Here is a 23,185-nt window from a genome sequence, read left to right as displayed (position 1 = left end):
GAACAGATGTCGAAGACTTCAACGGCTATCATTGCATTGATCGCAGCAATCTTTTCCGGCGGGGCAGCCGTCGCTCACCCGCAGCTTCAAACGTCCGACCCTGCCGCGGGTGCGGCAACGGTGCCGCCCAAGGAAATCAGGATCACCTTCAATGAAGGCGTCATCCCGCAATTTTCAGGGATCGAGATCAAGGACAAGGCGGGACGCAAGATCGCCACTGGAAAGTCCACGATCGATCCGGCCGACAAGAAGCGCTTGGTGGTCCCCGTCAAGGAAGACATGGCTCCCGGTGACTACAAGGTCGAATGGCACGCCGTCTCGGACGACACCCATCGCGTCAGGGGCTCCTATTCATTTCGCGTGACCCGCTGATGATCGAGGTCGGACTTATCATCGCGCGGTTCCTGCACTATCTGGCGACAACGGCCCTCGCGGGGCTGTCGTTGTTTCCACTCTATGCATACGCGGGAGCCGAACCGGACGTCTTGGGTCGTTGGCGGCAAGGGTGGCTTTTGTGGACCGCCGTTGCGGCGCTGTTCAGCGGCCTAGGCTGGTTTGCGTTTGCGGCCGCGAATATGAGCGGCAGCATGGCCGATCTCGTCGATGCAGAGACAGTATGGGCGATCCTCCATGACACGGGTTTCGGTGCCGTTTGGACGTCGCGCATGCTCCTTGCGGCCCTCACGGTTGGCGTGGCGGCATGGGGCCTTCGTGCGGCGCATCGCCAGAACTGGATGATGCCGCTCCTCGCCGCAATCCTTTTGGCGTCGTTGGCCGGGACGGGTCACACCCAAATTGAGGAAGGCTGGGCTGGCGTCATGCACACTGTTGCCGATGCCATACACCTTCTCGCCGCCGGAGTCTGGCTCGGTGGTCTCATTCCATTGGCGTTGATCCTGCATCGCTATCTCGGGACGGACCTGAATGTTGGACCGAACGACATGGATCGAATCCTGATGCGGTTTTCCGGCATGGGATATCTTGCGGTCGCCGCGTTGATCGGGTCGGGCCTCGTCAACGGCTGGTTTTTGGTCGGATCGCCGTCCGGGTTGCTGGACACGCCGTACGGCCAAATCCTTCTCGGGAAGCTTGCCTTGTTCGGTGGAATGCTGGCGCTCGCGGTCGCGAACCGGTTCTGGCTCGTTCCATCGATGGGCAGGATTCGAGCGGATGCGGTTGAGGGATTGACGAGGTCGTCCGCAAGGCTGCGCAATCATGTGCTCGGAGAGCAGGTCTTGGGATGGATGGTTCTTCTGGCGGTCAGCATCCTCGGTACGATGCAGCCGGCCGTCGGGTAGTGACAATGGAATTACGTGAAGGATGATCCGCTTGGAAGGAGTCTCAAGATGAACACAGGTAACGTATCGCGGCGGAGCGCACTGGGAATTGTCGCGGCGGCATTGATTGCTCCGACGGTTTCCGAGGCTGTAGAGAGCACCATCATCCGTGTTCACAAGGATCCGAGTTGCGGTTGCTGCTCGGGGTGGGTGCGCCATCTGGAAGTGGCAGGATTTAACGTCACAGTTCAGGAAGAGAGAAACCTTCAGAATATCCGGAAGCGCTTGGGCGTCCCGACCGATCTGGCCGCATGCCATACGGCAGAAGCGGGCGGGTACATTATCGAGGGACATGTTCCGGTGGCGGCCATTCAGCGCTTGCTGAAGGAGCGTCCCGTTGCGACGGGCGTGGCCGTGCCGGGAATGCCAATGGGGTCGCCCGGCATGGAGGGCGGCACGCCCGAACGATATGCCGTCGTTCTGTTCGGGCCGGATGGTCGACGTACCTACATGGAGTTTGAGGGGACGCGGTCGGTCGGCTAAAGCAGATCGATTTCATTAACCAGTTCGGCTTCTGCATTTTGCATACTGATCCGTCGTTGCCGAATATGTGAAGGATTCCCACTTTTCCGGTTCCAGAGGTCGTGTCAGGGTAGAGTATGGATATTCGCCATCTCATAGGTCGGGTGCTTGCGGTCGTCGCGATCGTAGGGCTCGTCGCAGCGCCGCTGGTATCGCCAGCCGCCGAGATAGGGCCGTCCAACGTCGCGATGTCCGACATGGCGTCGATGGCCGGCGACATGCCATGCTGCCCGGACACGCAAAAGAAGAATGACTGCAAGGATTGCCCGCTACTTGCGATTTGCGCAGTGAAGAATTTGGCGTCGCATCCCGCTGTCGAGGCGATTGTCGTGCGTGTAGCTCGGCATCACCAAATCGCGCTCCATGATGATCTCATGAGCGACGGGCTCGATCGTCCACCGCCCGACCATCCTCCTCGAACCCTGGTCTGATCGGCGCATCAGCGCCGTTCGATACCGCGCGGTCGAATCTGCGCGGATGATGCGCGCCGTCATACGGCAGACCAACGACGTTCGAGGATTTACAGATGATTATGTCAGGTTATGCGCGCGCCCTCCGGGGTGCGTTGATCGCTATGGCCGCAATCGGTGCTGCCAGCACCGCGGCCTTCGCGGACATCAAGGACTACAAGTTTGAACTGATCGATCAGACCGTCCAGGCTGGACCTGACAAAGTCATCGCCGTCAAGTTGATCAATAACAAGACCGGAAAGCCGGTCCCCGACGCGGTGATCTTCGCGATCCGCCTCGATATGGCGCCAGACGGTATGCAGGAGATGGCGACGAAGATCACGCCGATGCCGGGAAGCGAGCCTGGCATCTACAAGTTCAAGGCGACGTTCGGCATGGCGGGCCGTTGGCAATTGTCGCTCGGCGCCAAGGTGCAGGGCGAGACCGGCACTGTCGAAAACAAGCTCGTCATCACGGCGCAGAAATGAGCCGGGCTGTCCTTACAGGTGTTGCCGCCGTCGCAATAATTGCGGCGGTCGGCGGCGCATTCATCGCCGACCATGTGCACAGGGTTGGCTTGGTTCATCTCACGATGTCGGCGGCGGCCGAGTCCGCCGCGGCACCGATTTACTATCGGGATCCAGATGACAAGCCGTTCTACTCGTTGACGCCGAAGAAAACGGCGGATGGGCGGGCGTACCGTGCGGTGCCGCCCGGCGCGGACCTCAGCTTTGATAATCCCGTGCACGAGGAGATGGGCACCAAGGTTGCCGACACCAAGGGTATCGAGCGCAAGATCAAATACTACCGCAACCCGATGGGCCTTCCGGACACGTCGCCAGTGCCGAAGAAGGATTCGATGGGCATGGATTACATCCCCGTCTATGAGGGCGAGGACACCGGTGACGGCTCGGTCAAGCTGTCGCCGGGCAAGATCCAACGCACGGGCGTGCAATCCGAACGCGCCGCGCCCCGCGTGGTCCGAACGCTGGTTCGGGCGCCCGGCACGATTCAACTCGATGAGCGGCGGATATCCGTCATTTCGATGCGTGCGGAAAGCTGGGTGCAGAAGGTCTCCAACGTCACCACCGGAGCTGCCGTCAAGAAGGGGCAGCCGCTGATGGAGATTTACAGCCCGGCGATTTCCTCGGCGGCCGCGGAATACATTTCAACGATCAATTCGCCGACCACAGGCGGCATCGAGCGCTACGGCCGCGGATCGCGACAGCGGTTGATGAATCTCGACGTTCCGGACGCGGCGATCGTCGCCATGGAAAAGAGTCGCACAGTTCCGATTGCGATTGAATGGTCCGCGCCACGTGACGGCATCGTGCTGGAACGCAACGCCATCGAGGGCATGCGGGCACAGCCCGGGGATGTCCTGTTCCGTGTCGCCGACGTCTCCATGGTGTGGGCCCTGGTGGATGTGGCCGAACGAGATCTCGGCGCGGTGCGCGTAGGCCAAACGGTCACCGTGAGGGCGCGCAGTTTTCCGGGGCGCACGTTTTCCGGAAAGATCGGCGTCATTTATCCGCAGGTGAACCGCGAAACCCGTACCGCACGGATCAGGGTCGAACTTTCCAACCCCGATCGCGCCTTGCTTCCTGACATGTATGTCGACGCCGAGATCGATACGGGCAATCCGGCACCGGTGCTGGCAATTCCGGAAAGCGCGGTGCTCGATGCCGGCACGCGACAGTCGGTGTTGGTGGACAAGGGGCAGGGCCGCTTCGAGCCGCGGGAGGTGAAGCTTGGCCAGCGCGGCAATGGTTACGTCGAGGTAAGGACGGTCTCCGCGACGGCGAACCCGTGGTGGTGTCGGCGAACTTCCTGATCGATGCCGAAAGCAATCTGAAGGCTGCGCTGAAGGGTTTCTCGGAAGTGGGAGGCCAGCCATGATCGCCCGCCTGATCGCCTGGTCAGCCCGCAATCTGCTGTTGGTATTGTTCGGCGCGGGTTTCGCGGCTGCTGCAGGCATCTATGCATTGGTGCACCTGCCGCTCGATGCCATTCCGGACCTCTCGGACACCCAGGTCATCGTCTACACGGAATATTCCGGTCAGGCGCCGCAGGTGGTCGAGGATCAGGTAACCTATCCGCTCGCGACCGCGATGCTGACGGTGCCGAAATCGAAGGTGGTACGCGGGTTTTCGTTCTTCGGCGTGTCCTTTGTCTACGTGATCTTTGAGGACGGAACGGACATCTACTGGGCGCGTTCGCGCGTGCTCGAATTCCTCAACGGTGCCGCGCCGCGATTGCCGTCGGGCGTGACGCCGACCATTGGCCCCGACGCCACCGGGGTCGGCTGGGTCTACCAGTACGCCGTAGTCTCCAAGGAACTCAATCTTGCAGATACGCGGGCCATTCAGGACTGGAATCTGAAATTTGCGCTGGCGAAAGCGGGAGGCGTCGCGGAGGTCGCGAGCGCCGGTGGCTTCGTGCGCCAATACAACGTGGTTCTCGACCCACAGCGCATGCGCGACCGCGGCATCACCATGCAGAAGATGCGCGACGCGATCCGCGCCAGCAACGCCGACGTCGGCGGACGAACCGTCGAACTGTCCGAGTTCGAATACGTCATCCGCGGCAGGGGGTATATCAAGGACATCAACGACCTTGGCAACATCGTGCTCAAGACGGACAACGGCACGCCCGTGCTGTTGCGCGACGTGGCCCGCGTCGAACTTGGCCCGGACGAACGGCGCGGTATTACGGAATTAAACGGAGAAGGAGAGGTCACCAGCGGCATCATTCTGCAACGATTTGGCCTCAACGCCCTCGACGTCATCAACAACGTCAAGGAACGGTTCAAGGAGATCGCGAGCAGCCTGCCGAAGTCGGTCGAGATTGTTCCGGTCTACGATCGCTCGACCTTGATCAATGCCGCTATCGCGACGCTCAAGCATACCTTGTTCGAGGAGAGCATCATCGTCGCACTGGTCTGTATCGTCTTCCTGCTGCATGTCAGGAGCGCGCTGGTCGCCATTCTGATGCTGCCTGTCGGCATCCTGATGGCGTTCGGGGCCATGAAGCTGCTCGGGATCGGCTCCAATATCATGAGCCTCGGCGGGATCGCGATCGCGATTGGCGCCATGGTGGATGCGGCGATCGTGATGATCGAGAATGCGCACAAACGTCTGGAACGAGCCGTGCCCGGTCAGTCGCGTCTTCAAATCCTGATAGACGCCGCATCCGAAGTCGGACCTGCGCTGTTCTTCAGCCTGCTGATCATCACTGTCTCCTTCATGCCGATTTTTACGTTGGAATCGCAGGAGGGGCGGCTATTCAGCCCGCTGGCCTTCACCAAGACGTTTTCCATGGCGGCGGCCGCGCTTCTGTCGGTAACGCTGGTCCCGGCGCTGATGGTGATTTTCGTCCGGGGGCGGATCATTCCGGAACACAAAAATCCGATCAATCGTTTCCTGATCTGGATCTATCGACCTGTCATCAAGGGCGTGATGCGGGCGAAAATGCTGGTCATCCTTCTCGCGCTCGCGATCCTCGCCGTCACCATATGGCCCGCGCGCCAACTCGGCACGGAATTTATGCCCGACCTCAACGAGGGCACGTTGCTCTACATGCCGACGACGTTGCCGGGCATTTCCGTCACCAAGGCGGGCGAACTGCTGCAAATGCAGGATCGGATTATCCGCTCGTTCCCGGAAGTGGCATCGGTGTTCGGCAAGGCCGGGCGTGCCGCGACCGCGACCGATCCGGCACCATCGGAAATGTTTGAAACCATCATCAATCTCAAGCCGAAGGAGCAGTGGCCGCCCGGCGTGACCATCGACAGTCTGATCGCCAAGATGGACAAGGCGCTGCAATTTCCGGGCGTCTCCAATGCGTGGACCATGCCGATCAAGGCGCGCATCGACATGCTGTCAACCGGAATTCGCACCCCGGTTGGTGTCAAGGTGATCGGTCCGGATCTGGTGGAGATCGACAAGCTCGCCAAGCAGGTTGAGCGCGTCCTGAAGGCTGTGCCGGGCACCTCGTCGGCCTATGCCGAGCGCGGCATCGGCGGTTACTATCTGAACATCACGCCTGATCGGATGGCGCTCGCGCGTTACGGCATCATGGTCCAGGACGTGCAGGACACCATCGCCACTGCCCTCGGCGGACAGACGGTGACCACCACCGTCGAGGGCCGTCAGCGCTTTACGGTCAACATGCGGTATCCTCGCGACCTCCGTGACAATCCTCGCAAGATCGCGTCCGACGTGCTTGTGCCAATGCCACAGGGCGGTGCTGTACCACTGGGCGAGGTGGCCAAGATCAGCCTGGATCGTGGGCCAACCTCGATCCGGACCGAAAACGGGCAACTCGCGACCTACGTCTACGTTGATATTCGTGACCGCGATCTCGGCGGGTATGTCGCCGATGCGCAAAAAGCGGTGCAGGCCAGCATTCAGTTTCCGCCTGGTTACTACGTGATGTGGAGCGGGCAGTATGAATATCTCGAGCGTGCCACCGCGCGTCTCAAGATCGTTGTCCCGGTGACGTTGCTGATCATCTTCCTGCTGCTGTACCTGAACTTCCGTTCGATCACCGAGACCATGATCGTCATGCTGTCGCTGCCATTCTCCTTGGTGGGTGGCCTCTGGCTGATGTGGTGGCTCGGATTCAACCTTTCCGTCGCCGTCGCCGTCGGGTTCATTGCACTTGCGGGCGTCGCTGCCGAGACCGGTGTCGTCATGCTGATCTATCTCAACCATGCCTATTCCGAGATCGAAACAAAGCGCGCGGCTGAGAGGCGGGCGGTCACGCGAGCGGATCTTTACGATGCTGTCATGGAAGGCGCGGTCGAACGCGTCCGCCCCAAGATGATGACCGTCGTCGCGATCATGGCGGGGTTGTTGCCGATCATGTGGAGCACCGGTACCGGATCGGAAATCATGCAGAGGATTGCGGTGCCGATGATCGGCGGCATGGTTTCCTCGACGCTGCTGACGCTGGTCGTGATCCCGGCGATCTTCGGCCTGATCAAGGGCTTTCGGTTGCCGGAAGGTCCTCACGGGCCGATGACGCCATCAACCCCGACAACGAAACGGCGGCCACGCATTCCAGAGCCTGTTAACTGAGGAGATGATCCATGATGCACGAAATGGCGCCCGGCATGATGTTGGGAATGGGACTCATCGGACTGTTGGTGGTGATCGTCCTGCTGCTCGCGGCGGTGGCGCTCGTCAAATATCTGCGCTCGTCCAACAGGGGAGGAGACCGATGAAGAGGTTATGGATGTTGGTGTTCGCTGGCGTCGCCGTTGCTTCCGGAGCGATTGCACAACCCGGTGACGTCGATCGGGGACAGAGCGACTTCAGGGCATGCGCGGCGTGCCATTCCCTCGAACCGGGTCGCAACATGACGGGACCGAGCCTGGCCGATCTTTGGGGTCGCAAGGCGGGTGGCTTGGCGAGCTTCGAGCGCTATTCGGATGCGCTGAAGTCGTCCGGAATTGTCTGGAACGACAAGACTCTCGATGAATGGTTGATCGATCCGCAGCACATGGTTCCGGACAATCTCATGCCGTTCGAGGGTATCAAAGAAGCCGGGGTTCGCGCCGATCTTTTGGCATTCCTCAAGGAGGCTACCAAACCGGGGGCCGCGCCGAAACAATCCACACAGATGCCGATGAAGGGCATGGGCGGAATGGTGAGTGGCGGTCGCGACCCGAACCTGAAAAAGATCGAGCCTGCCAGACAGGTGAAGGCGCTCACCTATTGTCGTGATACCTATCGGGTCACCACCGTCGATGGGAAGACGCGCACGTTCTGGGAACGCAATCTCCGTTTTATGACCGATTCAAGTAAGGATGGGCCGGAGAAAGATGTCTCCGCAATCATGCCCGCGGGAATGATGGGCGATCGAGCGGCCGTAATCTTTGCAAATCCCAATGAGATCGGAAAGTTCATTCAGCCGAAATGCTAGTCTTTCGAGATCCTGAATTCACGCCAGCTTGCGCAGGGGAAGGAAAAATATTTAGTTCGCGGGAAGCTGCAATCCAGCGATCGTCGGACGACACGAGCAACGAGCGCGCTGCATCGGTCCATTTGTATCGACGATTGGGCTTGATATCAGCTTCGATGATCATCGCCAGTCGAGAAAACATGAGTACGGTGCGGGAAGGACGACCAATGTTATCAACGTAGCGGTGATGAGTCCGCCGATCACGACGGTCGCCAGCGGCTTCTCTACCTCCGCACCGGTTCCGGTCGCGAGTGCCATAGAAACGAAACCAAGCGAGGCGACCCGCGCTGTCATGACGCGAGGCGGAAGCGTGTCAGCGCGCCTTCTTCAATCGCCGTTTCAGCATCAAGGCCCTCATTGATCAGTTTGCGGATCTGCGTCAGCATCACCAGGCGATTGAGAACGGTGATGCCTTACAGCGCTATGAAGTCGACCGCGGCCGAAATTGAGAAGAGCATCCCGCAGAGAGCCCAATGCGCCGAATAGCAGAGGGTAGATCAGCAGGAACAGCCCGACACGGCAATCATCAGGCGCTGACGCGTGACTGAGAAGCTCTCAAACCGGCAGTCCCAGGTCAGAAAGCTGCCCCGCGCGAGCTTGCCTGAAGGAAGCCCTTGTCGTTATCGTGCAATGGCGCAAGCGCTTCAACACGATCTGATCTGACCGCACTCATCGCTGAGCTACCGGCCCCCGGCACCGCAAACATCGGCGCCAACGCTGCAGCATCTGGATCGGAACGGCGCGATGCAGTAGTCTCTATTCCGCTGGTTCAAAATTACCGTCGAGTCACGCAAAGCTCGTTGTCGTAAGGATAAAAGCAACTCGATCCCGTGCTGAGCGCCTTCCGAAAAGAGCACACAATGCCAGACCTGTTCGCGCGAACCATTCGCGCGCGGCTGAAGCTCTCCCGCCCTCCAGGTAGCTCCAACTCGGTCCGTCGCGGCGCCAGCCGCGGGTTGATCAGACGATATTTGACCTTCTGCATTTTTGCCCTCGCTCGCAGCACATCGCGTTGATCGTTCTCGGAATGGCAACGCGACTCTGGGCTTGACCTGTCGCCGCAGCATCCCTATTAAATTTAGAATCATTCTAAATTGTGGCGTTGGAGCTTTCGATGAAGAATTTCGCGGACCTGACCGAAAGGGAGGTGCTGGCCGTCGCGATCTCGGGCGAGGAGGAGGACAGCCGCATCTACATGAGCTTCGCGGAGGATCTGATGAGCAGATATCCCGACTCCGCCCGGATTTTTGAGCGGATGGCCGAGGAAGAAAAGAACCATCGCCACCTGCTTCTCGAAATGTACGAACAACAATTCGGTCCCAATCTGCCGCCGATCCGGCGCAACAACGTCCGGGGATTTCTGCGTCGCCGTCCAATCTGGCTGACCAAAAATCTCTCCCTCGATACTATCCGCAAAGAAGCCGAAACAATGGAGTTCGAGGCTGAGCGTTTTTATACAAAAGCCGCCGAACAGACCCGCGACATTGGAGTCCGCAAGCTGCTTGGCGATCTTGCCGAGATTGAGAAAGGTCACGAAAGCTTCGCTGCGAGACTGACTGGCAACCTCAGCCCTGACGCCCGCGAGGAGGAGGACAAAACCCGCAAGCGAATGTTCGTGCTGCAATATGTTCAACCGGGCCTTGCCGGATTGATGGACGGCTCGGTGTCGACGCTTGCGCCGCTCTTCGCCGCGGCATTCGCGACGCACAACAACTGGCAGACATTCCTGGTCGGTCTCGCGGCCTCGATCGGCGCTGGCATCAGCATGGGGTTCGCGGAGGCCCTGTCAGACGATGGATCGATGACGGGACGTGGTTCGCCGTGGCTGCGCGGAGCTATCTGCGGACTGATGACGACGTTGGGCGGCCTCGGCCACACGCTGCCCTATCTGGTTCCCGATTCCTGGCTTAATGCGTTCTGGATCGCAACAACGATCGCCGGCGTCGTCGTCTTCCTTGAATTGTGGGCGATTGCCTACATTCGCACGCGGTACATGGACACGCCGTTCCTGCAGGCGGTATTCCAGATCGTGCTTGGCGGCGCGATCGTGCTGGCGGTCGGCATCCTGATCGGAGCGGCATAGTCATGGGCCAGCGATTGTACTACGGAAAAACGGCCAAAGTCTTTCATTGGCTCATTGTTGCGCTGCTGGTGGTGCAGTATCCCATCGGTTGGTTCATGCCGGACATTCACCGTGGCGCGCAGCCGGGCAGCGCCATGGTGTTTCACGTCTCCTTCGGGCTCACCATCCTCGCGCTGATCGTTCTTCGTTTCGGGTGGCGAATCACGCATCCGGTGGCGCCGGAAGACTCGCTTCCTCCCTGGCAACGCCTGACATCAGAAGCTGTCCACTGGCTGCTTTATGCGCTTGTATTGGCAACGACCATAACCGGCTGGCTGTTCGCCTCGTTTCGCGGATGGAGCCTGTCGTATTTCTTCTTGATCCGTCTGCCGATGCTGGCCTCCGAAAGCGCCTCCGGCGTTCGTGCGATCGACGGCTGGCATCAAATTATGGAATGGTCGTTGCTCGTAGTGATCGGCGTTCACGTTGCGGCGGCAATGGCACACCTCTTAATCCATCGTGATCGTGTGATGCAGCGAATGCTGCCGTGGTGATTCCGGAAACGCGCTCGCTATTCGTATGAACGGGAGACGCAATGTACGTCTTTGCAATCCAACAGAGCCTCTACTCTGCTGCCCGGCTCGGGATGAACGCGCGGTCGGGCTTTGTCTGGCTTTCGAAGGACGCGAAGTAGGAATAAAGCGCCGGCAGAACGAGCAGCGTGAGCAGTGTCGCGCTCAACAGGCCACCGATCACCACGGTCGCCAGCGGCTTCTGCACTTCTGCTCCCGTTCCGGTCGCAAGCGCCATCGGCACGAAGCCGAGCGAGGCGACCAGCGCGGTCATGATGACCGGACGAAACCGCGTCAGAGCGCCTTGGCTGATAGCGGCGCTCGTACCCACACCTTCCGAAATCAATCTTCGAATCTGGCTCAGCATCACCAATCCGTTCAGGACGGCAACTCCGGAAAGTGCGATAAAGCCGACGGCGGCCGAGATCGAGAACGGCATTCCTCGCAGCCAAAGCGCGGCGATGCCGCCAGTTAGCGCGAGGGGCACCGCGCTGAAGACCAGTAATGCATCGCGTGCGGAGCCGAGCGCGCCGAATAGCAGCAGGAAGATCAGGAGGAAACATCCGGGGACCACGAACATCAGACGCTGTCGAGCGATCGAGAAATTCTCGAACTGCCCGCCCCAGGAGAGCCAGGTGCCGGGCGCCAGTTTGACCTTCTCTCCAACCGCCGCCTGTGCCTCGGCAACCAGCGATCCAATATCACGCCCACGAACTTCGGCCGTCGCGACGACACGTCGCTTGCCGTTCTCGCGGCTGATCTGGTTGGCGCCCTCTGTTTGTTCGAACGTCGCCAGAGCGCGAAGGGGCACGGACGCCACGGCAGCATTTGCAGTTAGTCGTGGCAATTGGACCGGCAGGTTTTCGAGGGCCGTGATATCGTTGCGCAGCGTGTCATTCAACCTGACGATGATCTGGAAACGCCGATCTCCTTCGAAAACCAGTCCGGCGACCCGGCCGCCGACCGCGGCTTCGATCACGTCCTGGACCGCAAGCAAGCTGAGGCCGCGGCGTGCGATTTCGGCCTTGTCGATCTTGATCTCCAGGAACGGAAGACCGGTGGTCTCTTCCACCTTCACGTTCTGGGCGCCGTCGATGCGCCGCAGCACATTGGCGATACTACCAGCGGTCCGCTGCATTTGCTCGAAATCGTCGCCGAAGACTTTGACCGCCAGATCCTCGCGCACGCCTGCGATCAGCTCATTGAATCGCATTTCAATCGGTTGAGAGAAGCCAAGCTTGTTGCCCGGCAGTTTCGAGGCTTCCGCTTCGATCTGCTTGATGAGGTCGTCCTTTGTCATCGACGGGTCGGGCCACTCGGCCCGTGGTTTGACGATAATATAGGTGTCAGACGCGTTCGGCGGCATGGGGTCGGCGGCAAGGTCCGGCGTTCCGGTGCGGGAGAACACGAACGCCACTTGGGGAAATTTGCTGACGACGCTCTCGATCTGGAGTTGCATCGCCTGCGATTGGGTAATCGACGTACTCGGGATCCGCTTAACCTCCATCACGATGTTCTTCTCATCCAGTGTCGGCGTGAACTCCTGCCCCAACCGGGTGAAGAGCAAACCGGCCGCGATGAACAGCACTGTGGCAACGCCGATCGCCGGCAGCGGCGACGCGATCACCCGTGTTAACAGCGGCGCATAAGCTGCCTTCAGCTTGCGAATGATGGCGTTTTCTTCCTCGCGGACGGGTTTGGTGACGGTGAGGGCGACCATGGCCGGGACGAACGTCAACGAGACGACGAAGGCCGCAACGAGCGCGATGATGACCGTCAGCGCCATCGGCTCGAACGTCTTGCCCTCGACGCCCGTGAACGTCAGCAATGGCACGTAGACGAGAATGATGATGAGCTGGCCGTAGACCGTCGGCCGGATCATTTCGACGGCGGATTCCTTGACGGTCTGGAGCCGTTCCTCCAACGCCAGCGCTCGCCCAAACTCGCGCTGACGCTCGGCGAGGTGGCGCAGACTGTTTTCGGCGATGATCACGGCGCCGTCGACGATCAGTCCGAAATCCAAGGCACCCAGGCTCATGAGATTGGCGCTGATCTTGCCCTGTAGCATGCCCGTTGCTGTCAGCATCATGGTGACTGGGATCACGCACGCAGTCACCACCGCGGCCCGCAGATTGCCTAGCAAGAGGAACAGCACGACGATGACGAGCAGGGCGCCTTCCGCCAGGTTGGTGGCGACGGTCTTGATCGTGGCGTCGACCAATTGCGTCCGGTTGAGCACGGTATGGGCGTAGATGCCCGGCGGAAGCGTGCGGCTGATTTCCTTGATTTTCGCATCCGCCGCGGCCGCGACCGTGCGGCTGTTGCCACCGATCAGCATCAGCGCCGTTCCGAGGACGACCTCGCGGCCGTTGACGCTGGCGCTGCCGGTGCGCAACTCCTTACCGATCACGACGTTGGCAACGTCCTTGACGCGGATAGGGACGCCGGCCCGCGTAGACACGACGATTTGCGCGATGTCCTCGATGTTTTCGACCCGGCCACTGGCGCGGACCACGTACCCTTCGCCATTTTGTTCGATGTAGTTGGCGCCCCGGCTGATGTTGTTGGCCTCAATCGCCTCGATGACCTGATTGAGGGACAGTCCGAAGCTGATCAGCCGCGCCGGGTCGGGCTGCACCTGGAACTGCTTGACGAAACCCCCGATGGCATCGGCGCCGGCCACACCGGGGACCGTCTTCATCTGCGGGCGGATGATCCAATCCTGCACGGTGCGCAGATACACCGTCCTCTGAAATTCGTCGGTCAGTCGCTCACCTTCGGGCGTGAGATATGTCCCGTCGGATTGCCAGCCGGGTTGCCCATCCTGCACCGGGCTGCCTGCGCCCGGCTTGGCGTATTCGACCGCCCACCAATAGATCTCGCCAAGTCCCGTTGAGATTGGCCCGAGCTTGATATCGACGCCGGGCGGAAGATTGGCCTTGGCTTCGTTGATGCGCTCCGAAACCTGCTGGCGCGCAAAGTAGATATTGGTGCGGTCGGTGAACACGGCCGTGATCTGGGCAAAGCCGTTTCGCGAAAACGACCGCGTCGATTCCAGGCCGGGCGTGCCGGCCAGCACCGTCTCTAGTGTTACGGTGACCTGCTTCTCGATTTCGACCGGCGTCAGTGCCGGAGCTACGGCGTTGACCTGAACCTGGACGTTGGTGACATCCGGAACTGCATCGATCGGAAGCCTGGTCAGCGACCAGAAACCCGAGGCGACCGCCGCCAGCGTGATCAGCAGGACGAGCCATCGGCGCCGGACCGAAAAATCGATGACGCGTTCGATCATAGCTCAGTCCTCGTCCCGTAGCTTCGAAAGCTCGGCCTTGAGCGAGAACGTGTTCGTCGTGGCGATCGTCTCGCCGGGAGTGACACCGGATACGATCTCGATGGCCTGATCCTCGCTCTCACCAACCACGACGTTGCGCTTCTCAAAGCCGTCTTTGGTCCGAACGAACACGATCGGTTGGCCATCCAGCTTCTGGATCGCGGTCGCGGGCACCGCGACAGCTACGGTCCGCTCGTTGAGCATGATCCCCGCCGTGACGAACGATCCCGGACGCCAGGTCTGGTCGGGATTCGAGATTTCAGCCACGACGCGCGCGGTGCGCGTATCCTTGTCGACCAGAGGGCTCACGAAGATGATCTTGCCGATGGTTGTCTCGGCAAGACCTCGTGCGGAAATTTTGACCGACTGGCCTTCCTTGATCAACTGGAGGTCGGAAGAGGCTACAGACAATTCGACCCAGACGCGGCTCAGGTCGACCACGACGAACAATTCGGTCTCCAGACTGTCCCGTCCAACGGCTGTGCCCAACTCCACCTTGCGTTCGGCCACCCGCCCAGAGATTGGCGAGCGTACATCCTGACGTCGAAGCGAAGCCTCAGGAGCCCCGGGCACCGCGGTGATCTCCTTTTCGCCGAGGCCCAGCGCGAGCAATTTCTGTCGCGCGATTTTGACGCGCATTTCGGTTTGCGCCGCAGCGTTGCGGGAGCGCAGGTATTGCTGTTCGGTGCCTACACGGCTGTCCCAAAGCGTCTTGTCGCGTGTGGACAAGTCCTGTTGCAGATCGTTTGTGAGCTTGGCTGCCAAGTATTCGCTCTTGGCATCAGCGACCTCGCGACTTTCGAGGACGGCGATCACTTCATCCTTTGCGACATCTTCACCGATATTCTTGCGCAGCTCTGCGACCGTCCCGGATAGCTTGACCGAGACATGCGCGATCAGGTTCGCGTCGGGAACGACCGAACCCGGAACGACGAGACGCCTGGCGATTGCTGCCGGTCCGACCTCGACCAGATCGATCTGCGCGAGCTTGATTTGCTCATCGCTCATAGAAAGAAGGCCGGAGATCGGCTCAGGTGCCGACGGCTTCGGCGAAATTGCTATCTTCGACTGGGGGCCTGTTCCGACCGCCCGTTGGGCGATCGTCGACAGCACCGGCGTGAGCGCGACAATCCCGGCTCCTGCCGCGAACGCAAGCGCAACGATTGTCGAGCGACTCATTATGATACTCTTCCGACGTGCTGCCAGCGCGGCGCCGTCACAGATATTTGGAAATGGCCTTGAACTCGTCGACGACGGTTCTTGTCGATTTGCCGGGACCGCTCACGGCGATATCGAGGCAGTGGTCCACGTGGTCGTGGATCAGCGTTCGCTTCGCCTCGCCGACGGCCTTCTCGACCGCATGAAGCTGCTGAGCCAGATCCAGGCACGACCGGCCTTCGTCGAACATGCCGATGACCCGGCGAAGGTGCCCCTCCGCGCGACGGAGTCGCTTGACGATATTGGGATGAGTTTCGTGAACATGAACTTTTGCCATCCGCAGAGCTTATCCTCCCCAGGGGGATAAGCCAATCCAGAGCTGCGGCTTGAAAAGGATAGGGGGGTAGGCTATATTGTCGCATGAGCCATACCATCCGAGAGAAAAAGAGGCTGCTTGCGCGCGTCCGCCGTATACGCGGGCAGGTTGAGGCCATCGAACGTGCGTTGAGCGAAGAAGCTGAGTGCGAGCGCATCATGCACATGATTGCCGGCATCCGTGGAAGTGTCGCAGGTCTGATGGCCGAGGTGGTGGAAGATCACATCCGCACCCATCTGGTCGATCCCCAGAAGAACCCCGGCGCGCTCAATGCAGATGCGGCAGATCAACTGATCGAAGTCGTTCATACCTACCTGAAGTAAGGACGCGCCATGACCGACGACCGAACGTTCGATCCTTTCGCCGCGCATGATCACGTATTTTTAGGAGAAGACCACGACAAGGCCGCGCGCCGGACCTGGGCGGTCATCGTGCTGTGTGGCGTCATGATGATCGCGGAGATCGTCGGCGGCGCACTGTTCGGATCGTTGGCCCTGATCGCCGACGGTCTGCATATGTCGACCCATGCCGGCGCGCTTCTGTTGGCGGCATTGGCTTATACATATGCGCGCAAGCATGCCAACGACCGGAATTTCACCTTCGGCACCGGGAAGTTCGGGGATCTCGCCGGATACAGCAGCGCGATCATATTGGCGATGATCGCGTTGCTGATCGGTTATGAGGCGGTATCGCGTTTCCTGTCCCCCGTCGCCATCAGTTTCAATGAGGCCATTCCGATCGCCGTGCTCGGCCTTGGTGTTAATCTCGCAAGCGCGTGGTTGTTGTCCGGCGGTCATCACGGACACGGTCATTCACATGGTCACGAACATCCACACGATCACGGTGAGGATGTTCGCCGGATCGATCTCGGAGCCGGCGTGGTCGAACTTAAGGTTTTTGAAAATGGTGTGCCGCCGCGTTTCCGACTGCAGCTTCCGGATGGTCTGCAGTTGGATGCTTCGCACGTCACCGTAGAGACCATAAGACCTGCTGGCAGTAGAGAGACATTCACATTCGCGGATCGTGGACGATATCTGGAATCGATCGACGAGATTCCGGAACCTCATGAGTTCGTGGCCAAGGTCCGTCTGGAGCAGGGCGGTCGGCTCAAGGAATTCGAAGAGAGATTCGAAGAGCATGCTCACGAAGCGTCTGGGAGCGCCCATCATCGGGATAACAATATGCGGGCGGCGATCGTCCATGTCGCGGCCGATGCCGCCGTTTCGGTGTTGGTGATCGTCGGACTTCTCCTCGCACGAGCCTTCGGATGGCTTTGGATGGATCCGCTCGCCGGTTTGATCGGCGCGGTCGTTATTGCGAACTGGTCGTTCGGCCTGTTGCGGGACACAGGTGGCATCCTGCTGGACCGCAATCCGGACCCGCGCATGGCGGATAAGGTCAGGCAGACGATCGAGAGCGATGGAGATCGGGTGACCGATTTGCATCTCTGGCGGTTGGGGCCCGGGCACCTCGGAGCAATCGTCGCCGTCACGACCGAGAAACACCGTGGAGCCGAATATTATCGCCGCAATCTCAGCAAGTTCCGTGATTTGTCCCACCTCACGATCGAGGTCAGTGACCAAGTGTCCTCTGCTTAGATCAATGCGAAATTTGCATCACGCGTGCCTTCCAGCTCAACAAATTGGCGCAATCGTTGCAACTTACCGCACACGCACGGTTCTGGGCTAAAATCTCTGCTTTCTCAATCGCGCCGTGCTACGTCGTCGGGTGTCGAGGTCGCACCCCCAATTTGACGGAAACAATGTTATGCCCGCCACGCCAGGGAAGGAGTCGGTATCGGTCCCTACCGCAGCGACCGATGTCACCAGGCAAGAGCTTCCTTACCGCCTGCGGCAACAGTCCTTGCTGGGCGAGTTCGGCCGTTCCGCGCTGCAGACCCGCGACATCGGACAAATCCTGCAGAGGGCCACCGAGCTTTGTGCCCAAGGCCTCGAAACCCCGTTCGCCAAAGTCCTGGAGTATACCGCCGACGACAAACGGCTGTTGGTGTGCGCCGGCGTCGGCTGGGCGCCAGGGACGATTGGCCAAGTGTCTTTTGCGATCGACCTGGAATCCCCTGCTGGCTACGCGTTCCAAACTGGACGAACGGTCATTTCCAATCATCTTCATCAAGAAACCCGCTTTCGTACGCCAAAACTTTTGTCGGATCACGGCATAAAGCGCGCAATCAACGTTCTGATCGCGCGGGGTGGCGAAGGTGCTCTGCCGTTTGGTGTCCTTGAAGTCGACAGTCCGGACTCCGGGCAATTCGATGTTGCGGATGCGGAATTCCTTGCCGGCTTCGCGGGGTTGCTTGGCATCGCCATCGAGCGCCAACATGCCGACGCGGACCTTCAGAAGGCTCTCGATCACCAAGCCATGTTGACGCGCGAGATGAGCCACCGCGTTAAGAACAGCCTCGCATCCGTCGTTGGATTGCTCCGCGTGCAAAGCCGCAACGCGCAGTCGGCAGACGTCCAGAATGCGCTTCAGGATGCTGCCTCTCGCATTACCACGATTGCCCAGGTGCACGATCATTTATGGCGTAGCACAAGAATCGGGTTTGTCGACATCGCCGACTTCGCGGGCGAACTGTGCAGGAACCTGCAGGAAACCGTTGCACATAAGGTAAGCTTCGCTTTCGGCCATCTGATGATTTCTGCTGACAAGGCGATTCCGCTGGGCCTTCTGATCAACGAGCTCGTAACAAATTCGGCCAAGCATGCTTACCCCGGGGGATCCGGCGAGATTAAGGTAGCGGGCGAGCCGCGTGGAGCCGACCTGCACGTGGATGTATCGGATCAAGGAGTTGGTCTTCCGCAAGATTTCGATATCGACCAGCCACGGGCGAGCCTGGGCTTCAAGGTCATCAAGAGTTTGGTCGCTCAGCTCGACGGTCGTATTGCGGTAGCCTCCAACACGCCAAACGGCACAGTCGTCCAACTTGATTTTCCATTGGAGCTGAGCGCGAGTTAACCGGTGCTCCCCGTTTCGCCACCATCTACCCATTCCAGCGTCAGGCTGGCCGACGATGTACGCCACCGTCTATGAGCCGCGCTCGTCCTAAGACGAACGCACCTTACTGGATCGGCAAGTACGTCGATAACTCGCGTTACCTCGTCGTCGATGGCCGCGCTGCGATGAGTGCGTCCCGGCTTCGGCCGGCCTGTTCTGCTTGGCCGCGTGGGTGACCGTGAATTGCGTCGTGCGGCTTGGCCAACAGTGCTGCGATTCATAGCTAATTGGTAAGGCCGCGCGAATACGGACGGTGCTGAGAGTGATGAATCAGAAGATCATTTTGATCGAACCAAAGCTCACGGAATCGGATTACTTTCCAATAATTCGGGGAGAAAAAGGGCGGGCGGGACTGTTGGTTGACTGCACGACCGCGAGATCGATTCTTTCCGTCACCGGCGCAGTAAGCACTTTATCATGTCATAGTATTAGCTGTGTCACCTGAGATTTGAAGTGACGCCCAGTGCCATTGTCATCATACGCTCGAGCATGGGTCGGTCGTTAAGGACGGCGGCGGTCTCTCGCATCGTCAGGTAGCCGACGGCCTCCTCAAATGTCTCTGCGTCATCAATCTTGGCCCGGGCGACAGCGAGATGATGGTCAATCTGGCCGCGCATGCGCCCTACTCGGGGAGCGATCGAATCCAGATGGTGTTTCAGCGTCGCGGGATCGCCACGGAGCGTCGATAGCGCATCCGTTGGAAGAGGCCCCGGAACAGCCGCCAGTTCATTTGCCCGAAGCAGCACGTGCGGTGGCGCTGTTTCCTCGGGCGTCGCAAACAGCCCGCCCGGTCGCGAACCAGCCGAAGTAGCAAATCCCAGCGGGATGGCGAGCAGAAGGCCAAGGATTACCGGAGATGTGCATAAGAACAGCGGCACGGAGACCGCGTAAGCGCTGAGAGCCATCGCGACACCGCACAGCGTGGGGGCGGCATATTTGCGATAGAGTTCACGTGGCGTCACTCCGCCGTCGTCGCGACGCTGAACCTGCCATCCCGAGTCACGTCCAAGAAGAATTTCACCGACCGCAGTCGATTGAAAGATCATCATTACGGGCGCGATCAGGGCGGACAGCAAGGTCTCAATCACGATGCCAGCCAAGGCTCTCACGCCCCCGAATGCTCGGCGATTGTCGCGTTGAGTGAGAAGAAGAACGTAAGCCAGAATCTTCGGGACGATCAGAAGGCCCATCGTGCCCCCGAACACCCATGCCGCGAGAACAGGATCCTGCGCCGGCCATTTAGGGAACAGCGAAAAACCTTTCGAGAAATATTCCGGTCGGACAAATTGCGCTTGCAGTGAAATCAGGATCCCGAGCAACAGGAACAATAGCCAGAGCGGAGCAGTAAGGTATGACCCGATTCCGGTCAGTAGGTGCAGTCGGGATATCCAATACAGCCCACGTGCCGGCAATACCGCCAGATGCTGGAGATTTCCCTGACACCACCGGCGATCGCGCGCGGCGAAATCGAGCAGCGACGGCGGGCATTCCTCAAAGCTGCCGCCAAGCGTCGGCGCCATATGGATGGCCCAGCCAGCGCGCCGCATCAGCGCCGCCTCGACAAAATCGTGGCTCAAAATATGACCGCCGAACGGCTTGCGGCCGCGCAATTCCGGAAGCCCGGCATCCTGGGCAAACGCACGTACCCGGATGATGGCATTATGGCCCCAGTAGTTACCGTCCGAGCCGTGCCACCATGCGATTCCTGCCGCGATCAGGGGGCCGTAAAGCCGGCCGGCGAATTGCTGGAGCCGCGAAAAAAGGCTGCGAGCGTTGACAACAATGGGTAGCGTTTGGATGAGGGCGACGTCCGGATGAAAGTCCATCGCCGCGGCCAGCCGCACGATGGTGTCGCCGGACATCAAACTATCCGCATCGAGGATGATCATATGGTCGTAGCTTGCGCCGAACCGCCCGATCCACTCGGCAATGTTGCCGGATTTCCGCGCGGTGTTGTCGGCCCGATGGCGGTAGTATAACCGGCCGGTATCGCAGTTCCGGCGCAGTTGCAGGAAGCTCGCTTCCTCGGCGATCCAGATTGAGGGATCGGTGGTGTCGCTCAACACGAACCAGTCGAACCTATGGCCAACTCCGGTTTCTTCGACGGATTCGTAGATGGCCTGCAGACGCGCCATGATGCGATGCGCATCCTCGTTGTATGTCGGCAAGAGCATCGCTGTTCGGCCGATGACAGTCGGTAGGGGGCCTAAGGTGTCGATTCGCAGAACCTCGCGTTTCCGGAGGAGCAACACGGCGAAGCCAGCGAGCGCGGACACGAACGAAAAAGCGATCCAGGCGAACAGCAGGACAAACAGCCCGAGGACCAGACCTTCCAAGATGGTAACTCCGCCAACCTGAAGCACTTCATACATCTCGTAGCCGCCGGCGAGCGTCATGGCTGCGGTCCCGACGAAGATGTAGATACGCCGCAACGGCATCGTTGATGTCGGTTTGTCCCGAGCGCGGCCCGGGGGCGCAGCACTCCAAAGCTGCGATGGAACCATGGTCAATGGATTCTCGGCAGGCAGGAAGCCGTATCCATCCTTGGCGCGGTTAGCGATGGGCGAGCGTGGTGCGTCTATGGTGCCCATCGGTAGACCCAGACCTCGGAGAGGGCCTTGTCGTCCTGCATCAGTGAAGCCCGCAGTTCGACCGGCGTCTTGTCCTTGATCGGCATTTCGAAGCTCAATCGCCAGCCGCCAGTATCGGGATTCGGTTGGGTGACGATATTCTTGATCTCCGCCTTTTCGGCGCTGACCGCGCCTTTGACTTTCTTGGGGTCGACCGATTTCAGAATGTCTCCGATCAGGTCCAATACGAAAAGCTTGTTGTCACCGCGAATTCCGATGCCGGTTCGGGAAAACCTCGCCAATGCGTGGGACTTCGGCGCATCCGGCCCCCAGTGCAGACGATAGGTGAAATTATGTTCCCCCTTTGACTGCAGCGCCGATTTTGGATGCCAGAACCCTGCGATATTGTCGTGGATCTCCTCTTTGGTGGGAATCTCAATCAACTGAACGGATCCTTCTCCCCAGTCTCCGATCGGCTCGACCCACAGACTCGGCCGACGCTCAAATTGTGATTCCAGATCCTCATACGCGAAGAAATTCTTCTCCCGCTGCATCAGTCCAAATCCGTGTGGATTGAGGTCGGCAAAGGTGCTGATCTGGAGATCGCGTGGATTGCTGAGCGGACGCCAAAGCTGCTCGCCCTGCCCATTATAAATCGCAAGGCCATCCGAATCATGGACCGCGGGACGAAAATCGTCGACGTCGTTGCGATCGTTCGGCCCGAAGAAGAACATGCTGGTCATCGGGGCAAGTCCGGCGTGATCAAGATCGACGCGGGGATAGAGCGACATCTCGACGTCGAACACGGTCGTCGCTCCCGGACGGATGGTGAAGCGGTAGGATGCAGCGGCACTCTTGCTATCGAGCAAAGCATGCACAACGATCGAGGTCGCATTCGGCGCGGGCTTTTCGATCCAGAACGCCTTGAACAGCGGAAATTCCTCGCCCTTTGCTTCGCCGGTATTGATCGAAAGACCACGAGCCGACAGCCCGTAAATTTCGCCCTTCGCGACTGCGCGGAAATAGCTTGCGCCAAGAAACACGCAGACCTCGTCGTAATAATCGGGTCGATTGATGGGAGCGTGGATTCGAAAGCCGGCAAAGCCGAGATCGGCGTCAGGCGGCGGTGGCTTAGTCTCGCCGAATGAAAAATAATCGGGCCGGTATTGAATCTTCGTCGCCTGTCCGTCCACGACTTCGTAGATGTCAACGCGGTTCTTGTAGAAGAACCCGCGGTGAAAGAACTGCACCTCGAACGGCAGCTTTTCGCCATGCCACAAGGCATGTTCCGGCAGAAAGCGGATCGCACGGTAGTGATCGTAATCGAGATCCTTGAACGCGTCCGGAAGTTTGCTATCCGGAGACACGAACTCCTTGCCGGCCGCGTCGCGCGCTAGTTGACGTACGCGGGACGAGCCAAAGGGTTCCGATGCCGATGACGCAGCCGAAACTCTCGCATGCGGAATAAGTGCCAAGACCGGCAAGGCGGCCGAGGTTGAAAGAAATTTTCGACGGTTCAAACGAGCTCCAGCAGCTTAAGCAGCGATCGGTTAAAAACGACGTCGCAGGCGTGGAGTTCCATAAGGCTCCGCAATGTTTGTGGATATCGTGACTTTCAAGATACTCCACGCAATTGAAAAGGCCAAAACATCTCTGCCAGCTGACTTTCGCCGTTTGCTAGTGCTCATGCCCTGAGGCTGCATGCCGGCATCAGCCGGTCGAACTCTATCAAGGAAAAGTATCGCCAGAATGGGGTTGGGAAAGCGAAGCCCCATTCACGATTAGGAGGCCGAAGAACGGTCCCGCTAAATGGGTCGGGGACTTCC

General features: G+C 59.6%; 18 protein-coding genes and 2 pseudogenes. 14 read left to right on the top strand and 6 right to left on the bottom strand.

Annotated elements, in window-relative coordinates:
* Window positions 1-6 precede the first annotated feature (6 nt).
* From copC to AFIDRAFT_RS04415, 9 genes and pseudogenes are all read left to right on the top strand, one after another.
* A complete protein-coding gene (gene copC / locus AFIDRAFT_RS04450; protein ID WP_009337956.1) occupies window positions 7-372 on the top strand; it encodes a copper homeostasis periplasmic binding protein CopC in 366 nt (121 codons plus the stop codon).
* Window positions 372-1,298: a copper homeostasis membrane protein CopD gene (copD, locus tag AFIDRAFT_RS04445; RefSeq protein ID WP_009337953.1), complete on the top strand. Its 927-nt coding sequence runs from the start codon at window positions 372-374 to the stop codon at window positions 1,296-1,298. The genes copC and copD overlap by 1 nt, the downstream gene beginning before the upstream one ends.
* Window positions 1,299-1,346: 48 nt before the next feature.
* Window positions 1,347-1,820, top strand: a complete 474-nt coding sequence (locus tag AFIDRAFT_RS04440) for a DUF411 domain-containing protein (protein WP_009337951.1) — start codon at window positions 1,347-1,349, stop codon at window positions 1,818-1,820.
* A gap of 116 nt (window positions 1,821-1,936) precedes the next feature.
* Window positions 1,937-2,290, top strand: coding sequence for a hypothetical protein (locus tag AFIDRAFT_RS04435; RefSeq protein WP_009337949.1), 354 nt, complete (start codon window positions 1,937-1,939; stop codon window positions 2,288-2,290).
* A gap of 95 nt (window positions 2,291-2,385) precedes the next feature.
* Window positions 2,386-2,796 carry a FixH family protein gene (locus AFIDRAFT_RS04430; protein WP_009337947.1) on the top strand — a complete coding sequence of 137 codons (411 nt, stop codon included), beginning with the start codon at window positions 2,386-2,388 and terminating at the stop codon, window positions 2,794-2,796.
* Window positions 2,793-4,207 (top strand): annotated as a pseudogene (locus AFIDRAFT_RS04425) (efflux RND transporter periplasmic adaptor subunit). Before AFIDRAFT_RS04430 ends, AFIDRAFT_RS04425 begins: the two are co-directional and overlap by 4 nt.
* On the top strand, window positions 4,204-7,389 hold the full coding sequence (locus AFIDRAFT_RS04420; RefSeq protein WP_009337942.1) for an efflux RND transporter permease subunit: 3,186 nt from the start codon (window positions 4,204-4,206) through the stop codon (window positions 7,387-7,389). Before AFIDRAFT_RS04425 ends, AFIDRAFT_RS04420 begins: the two are co-directional and overlap by 4 nt.
* 11 nt (window positions 7,390-7,400) lie before the next feature.
* Window positions 7,401-7,535 carry a hypothetical protein gene (locus AFIDRAFT_RS20325; RefSeq protein WP_009337940.1) on the top strand — a complete coding sequence of 45 codons (135 nt, stop codon included), beginning with the start codon at window positions 7,401-7,403 and terminating at the stop codon, window positions 7,533-7,535.
* A 134-nt stretch (window positions 7,536-7,669) separates the two neighbouring features.
* Window positions 7,670-8,236 (top strand): c-type cytochrome, encoded by a 567-nt coding sequence (locus tag AFIDRAFT_RS04415; RefSeq protein WP_245258112.1) that lies wholly within the window; start codon window positions 7,670-7,672, stop codon window positions 8,234-8,236.
* A 159-nt stretch (window positions 8,237-8,395) separates the two neighbouring features.
* Here the strand turns inward: AFIDRAFT_RS04415 and AFIDRAFT_RS20490 are convergent.
* A pseudogene (locus AFIDRAFT_RS20490) lies at window positions 8,396-8,874 on the bottom strand (efflux RND transporter permease subunit); the annotation flags it as partial.
* Between the two features lie 515 nt (window positions 8,875-9,389).
* Between AFIDRAFT_RS20490 and mbfA the strand changes: the two are divergent.
* The gene (gene mbfA, locus AFIDRAFT_RS04410) at window positions 9,390-10,358 is read left to right on the top strand and encodes an iron exporter MbfA (protein WP_009337934.1); all 969 of its coding nucleotides are present in this window, start codon (window positions 9,390-9,392) and stop codon (window positions 10,356-10,358) included.
* A gap of 2 nt (window positions 10,359-10,360) precedes the next feature.
* Window positions 10,361-10,891: a cytochrome b gene (locus AFIDRAFT_RS04405; RefSeq protein ID WP_009337932.1), complete on the top strand. Its 531-nt coding sequence runs from the start codon at window positions 10,361-10,363 to the stop codon at window positions 10,889-10,891.
* Window positions 10,892-10,961: 70 nt separating this feature from the next.
* On the opposite strand, the gene AFIDRAFT_RS04400 is transcribed toward AFIDRAFT_RS04405, so the two are convergent.
* From AFIDRAFT_RS04400 to AFIDRAFT_RS04390, 3 genes are read right to left on the bottom strand one after another with little or no spacing between them, the layout of a single operon-like run.
* Window positions 10,962-14,201 (bottom strand): efflux RND transporter permease subunit, encoded by a 3,240-nt coding sequence (locus AFIDRAFT_RS04400; RefSeq protein ID WP_009337931.1) that lies wholly within the window; start codon window positions 14,199-14,201, stop codon window positions 10,962-10,964.
* Between the two features lie 3 nt (window positions 14,202-14,204).
* Window positions 14,205-15,419, bottom strand: coding sequence for an efflux RND transporter periplasmic adaptor subunit (locus AFIDRAFT_RS04395; RefSeq protein WP_009337930.1), 1,215 nt, complete (start codon window positions 15,417-15,419; stop codon window positions 14,205-14,207).
* A gap of 37 nt (window positions 15,420-15,456) precedes the next feature.
* Window positions 15,457-15,735 carry a metal-sensing transcriptional repressor gene (locus AFIDRAFT_RS04390; protein ID WP_009337929.1) on the bottom strand — a complete coding sequence of 93 codons (279 nt, stop codon included), beginning with the start codon at window positions 15,733-15,735 and terminating at the stop codon, window positions 15,457-15,459.
* 83 nt (window positions 15,736-15,818) lie between these two features.
* Between AFIDRAFT_RS04390 and AFIDRAFT_RS04385 the strand changes: the two genes are divergently transcribed.
* The 3 genes from AFIDRAFT_RS04385 (at window position 15,819) to AFIDRAFT_RS04375 (ending at window position 18,750) form a co-directional block, all read left to right on the top strand.
* A complete protein-coding gene (locus tag AFIDRAFT_RS04385; RefSeq protein ID WP_009337928.1) occupies window positions 15,819-16,097 on the top strand; it encodes a metal/formaldehyde-sensitive transcriptional repressor in 279 nt (92 codons plus the stop codon).
* A 9-nt stretch (window positions 16,098-16,106) separates the two neighbouring features.
* On the top strand, window positions 16,107-17,372 hold the full coding sequence (gene dmeF, locus AFIDRAFT_RS04380) for a CDF family Co(II)/Ni(II) efflux transporter DmeF (RefSeq protein ID WP_009337927.1): 1,266 nt from the start codon (window positions 16,107-16,109) through the stop codon (window positions 17,370-17,372).
* Between the two features lie 169 nt (window positions 17,373-17,541).
* Window positions 17,542-18,750: a sensor histidine kinase gene (locus tag AFIDRAFT_RS04375; RefSeq protein WP_009337926.1), complete on the top strand. Its 1,209-nt coding sequence runs from the start codon at window positions 17,542-17,544 to the stop codon at window positions 18,748-18,750.
* 476 nt (window positions 18,751-19,226) lie between these two features.
* Here AFIDRAFT_RS04375 and mdoH read toward each other — a convergent pair whose 3' ends face one another.
* The gene (gene mdoH, locus AFIDRAFT_RS04370) at window positions 19,227-21,380 is read right to left on the bottom strand and encodes a glucans biosynthesis glucosyltransferase MdoH (RefSeq protein ID WP_009337925.1); all 2,154 of its coding nucleotides are present in this window, start codon (window positions 21,378-21,380) and stop codon (window positions 19,227-19,229) included.
* Window positions 21,368-22,879, bottom strand: a complete 1,512-nt coding sequence (locus AFIDRAFT_RS04365) for a glucan biosynthesis protein G (protein ID WP_040297797.1) — start codon at window positions 22,877-22,879, stop codon at window positions 21,368-21,370. The genes mdoH and AFIDRAFT_RS04365 overlap by 13 nt, the downstream gene beginning before the upstream one ends.
* Between the last annotated feature and the right edge of the window lie 306 nt (window positions 22,880-23,185).

It is taken from the genome of Afipia sp. 1NLS2, from assembly GCF_000178995.1.
Classification (GTDB): Bacteria; Pseudomonadota; Alphaproteobacteria; order Rhizobiales; family Xanthobacteraceae; genus Afipia.
Note: the sequence above shows the minus strand (reverse complement) of the source record. Positions and strands in the feature narration are given on the sequence as shown.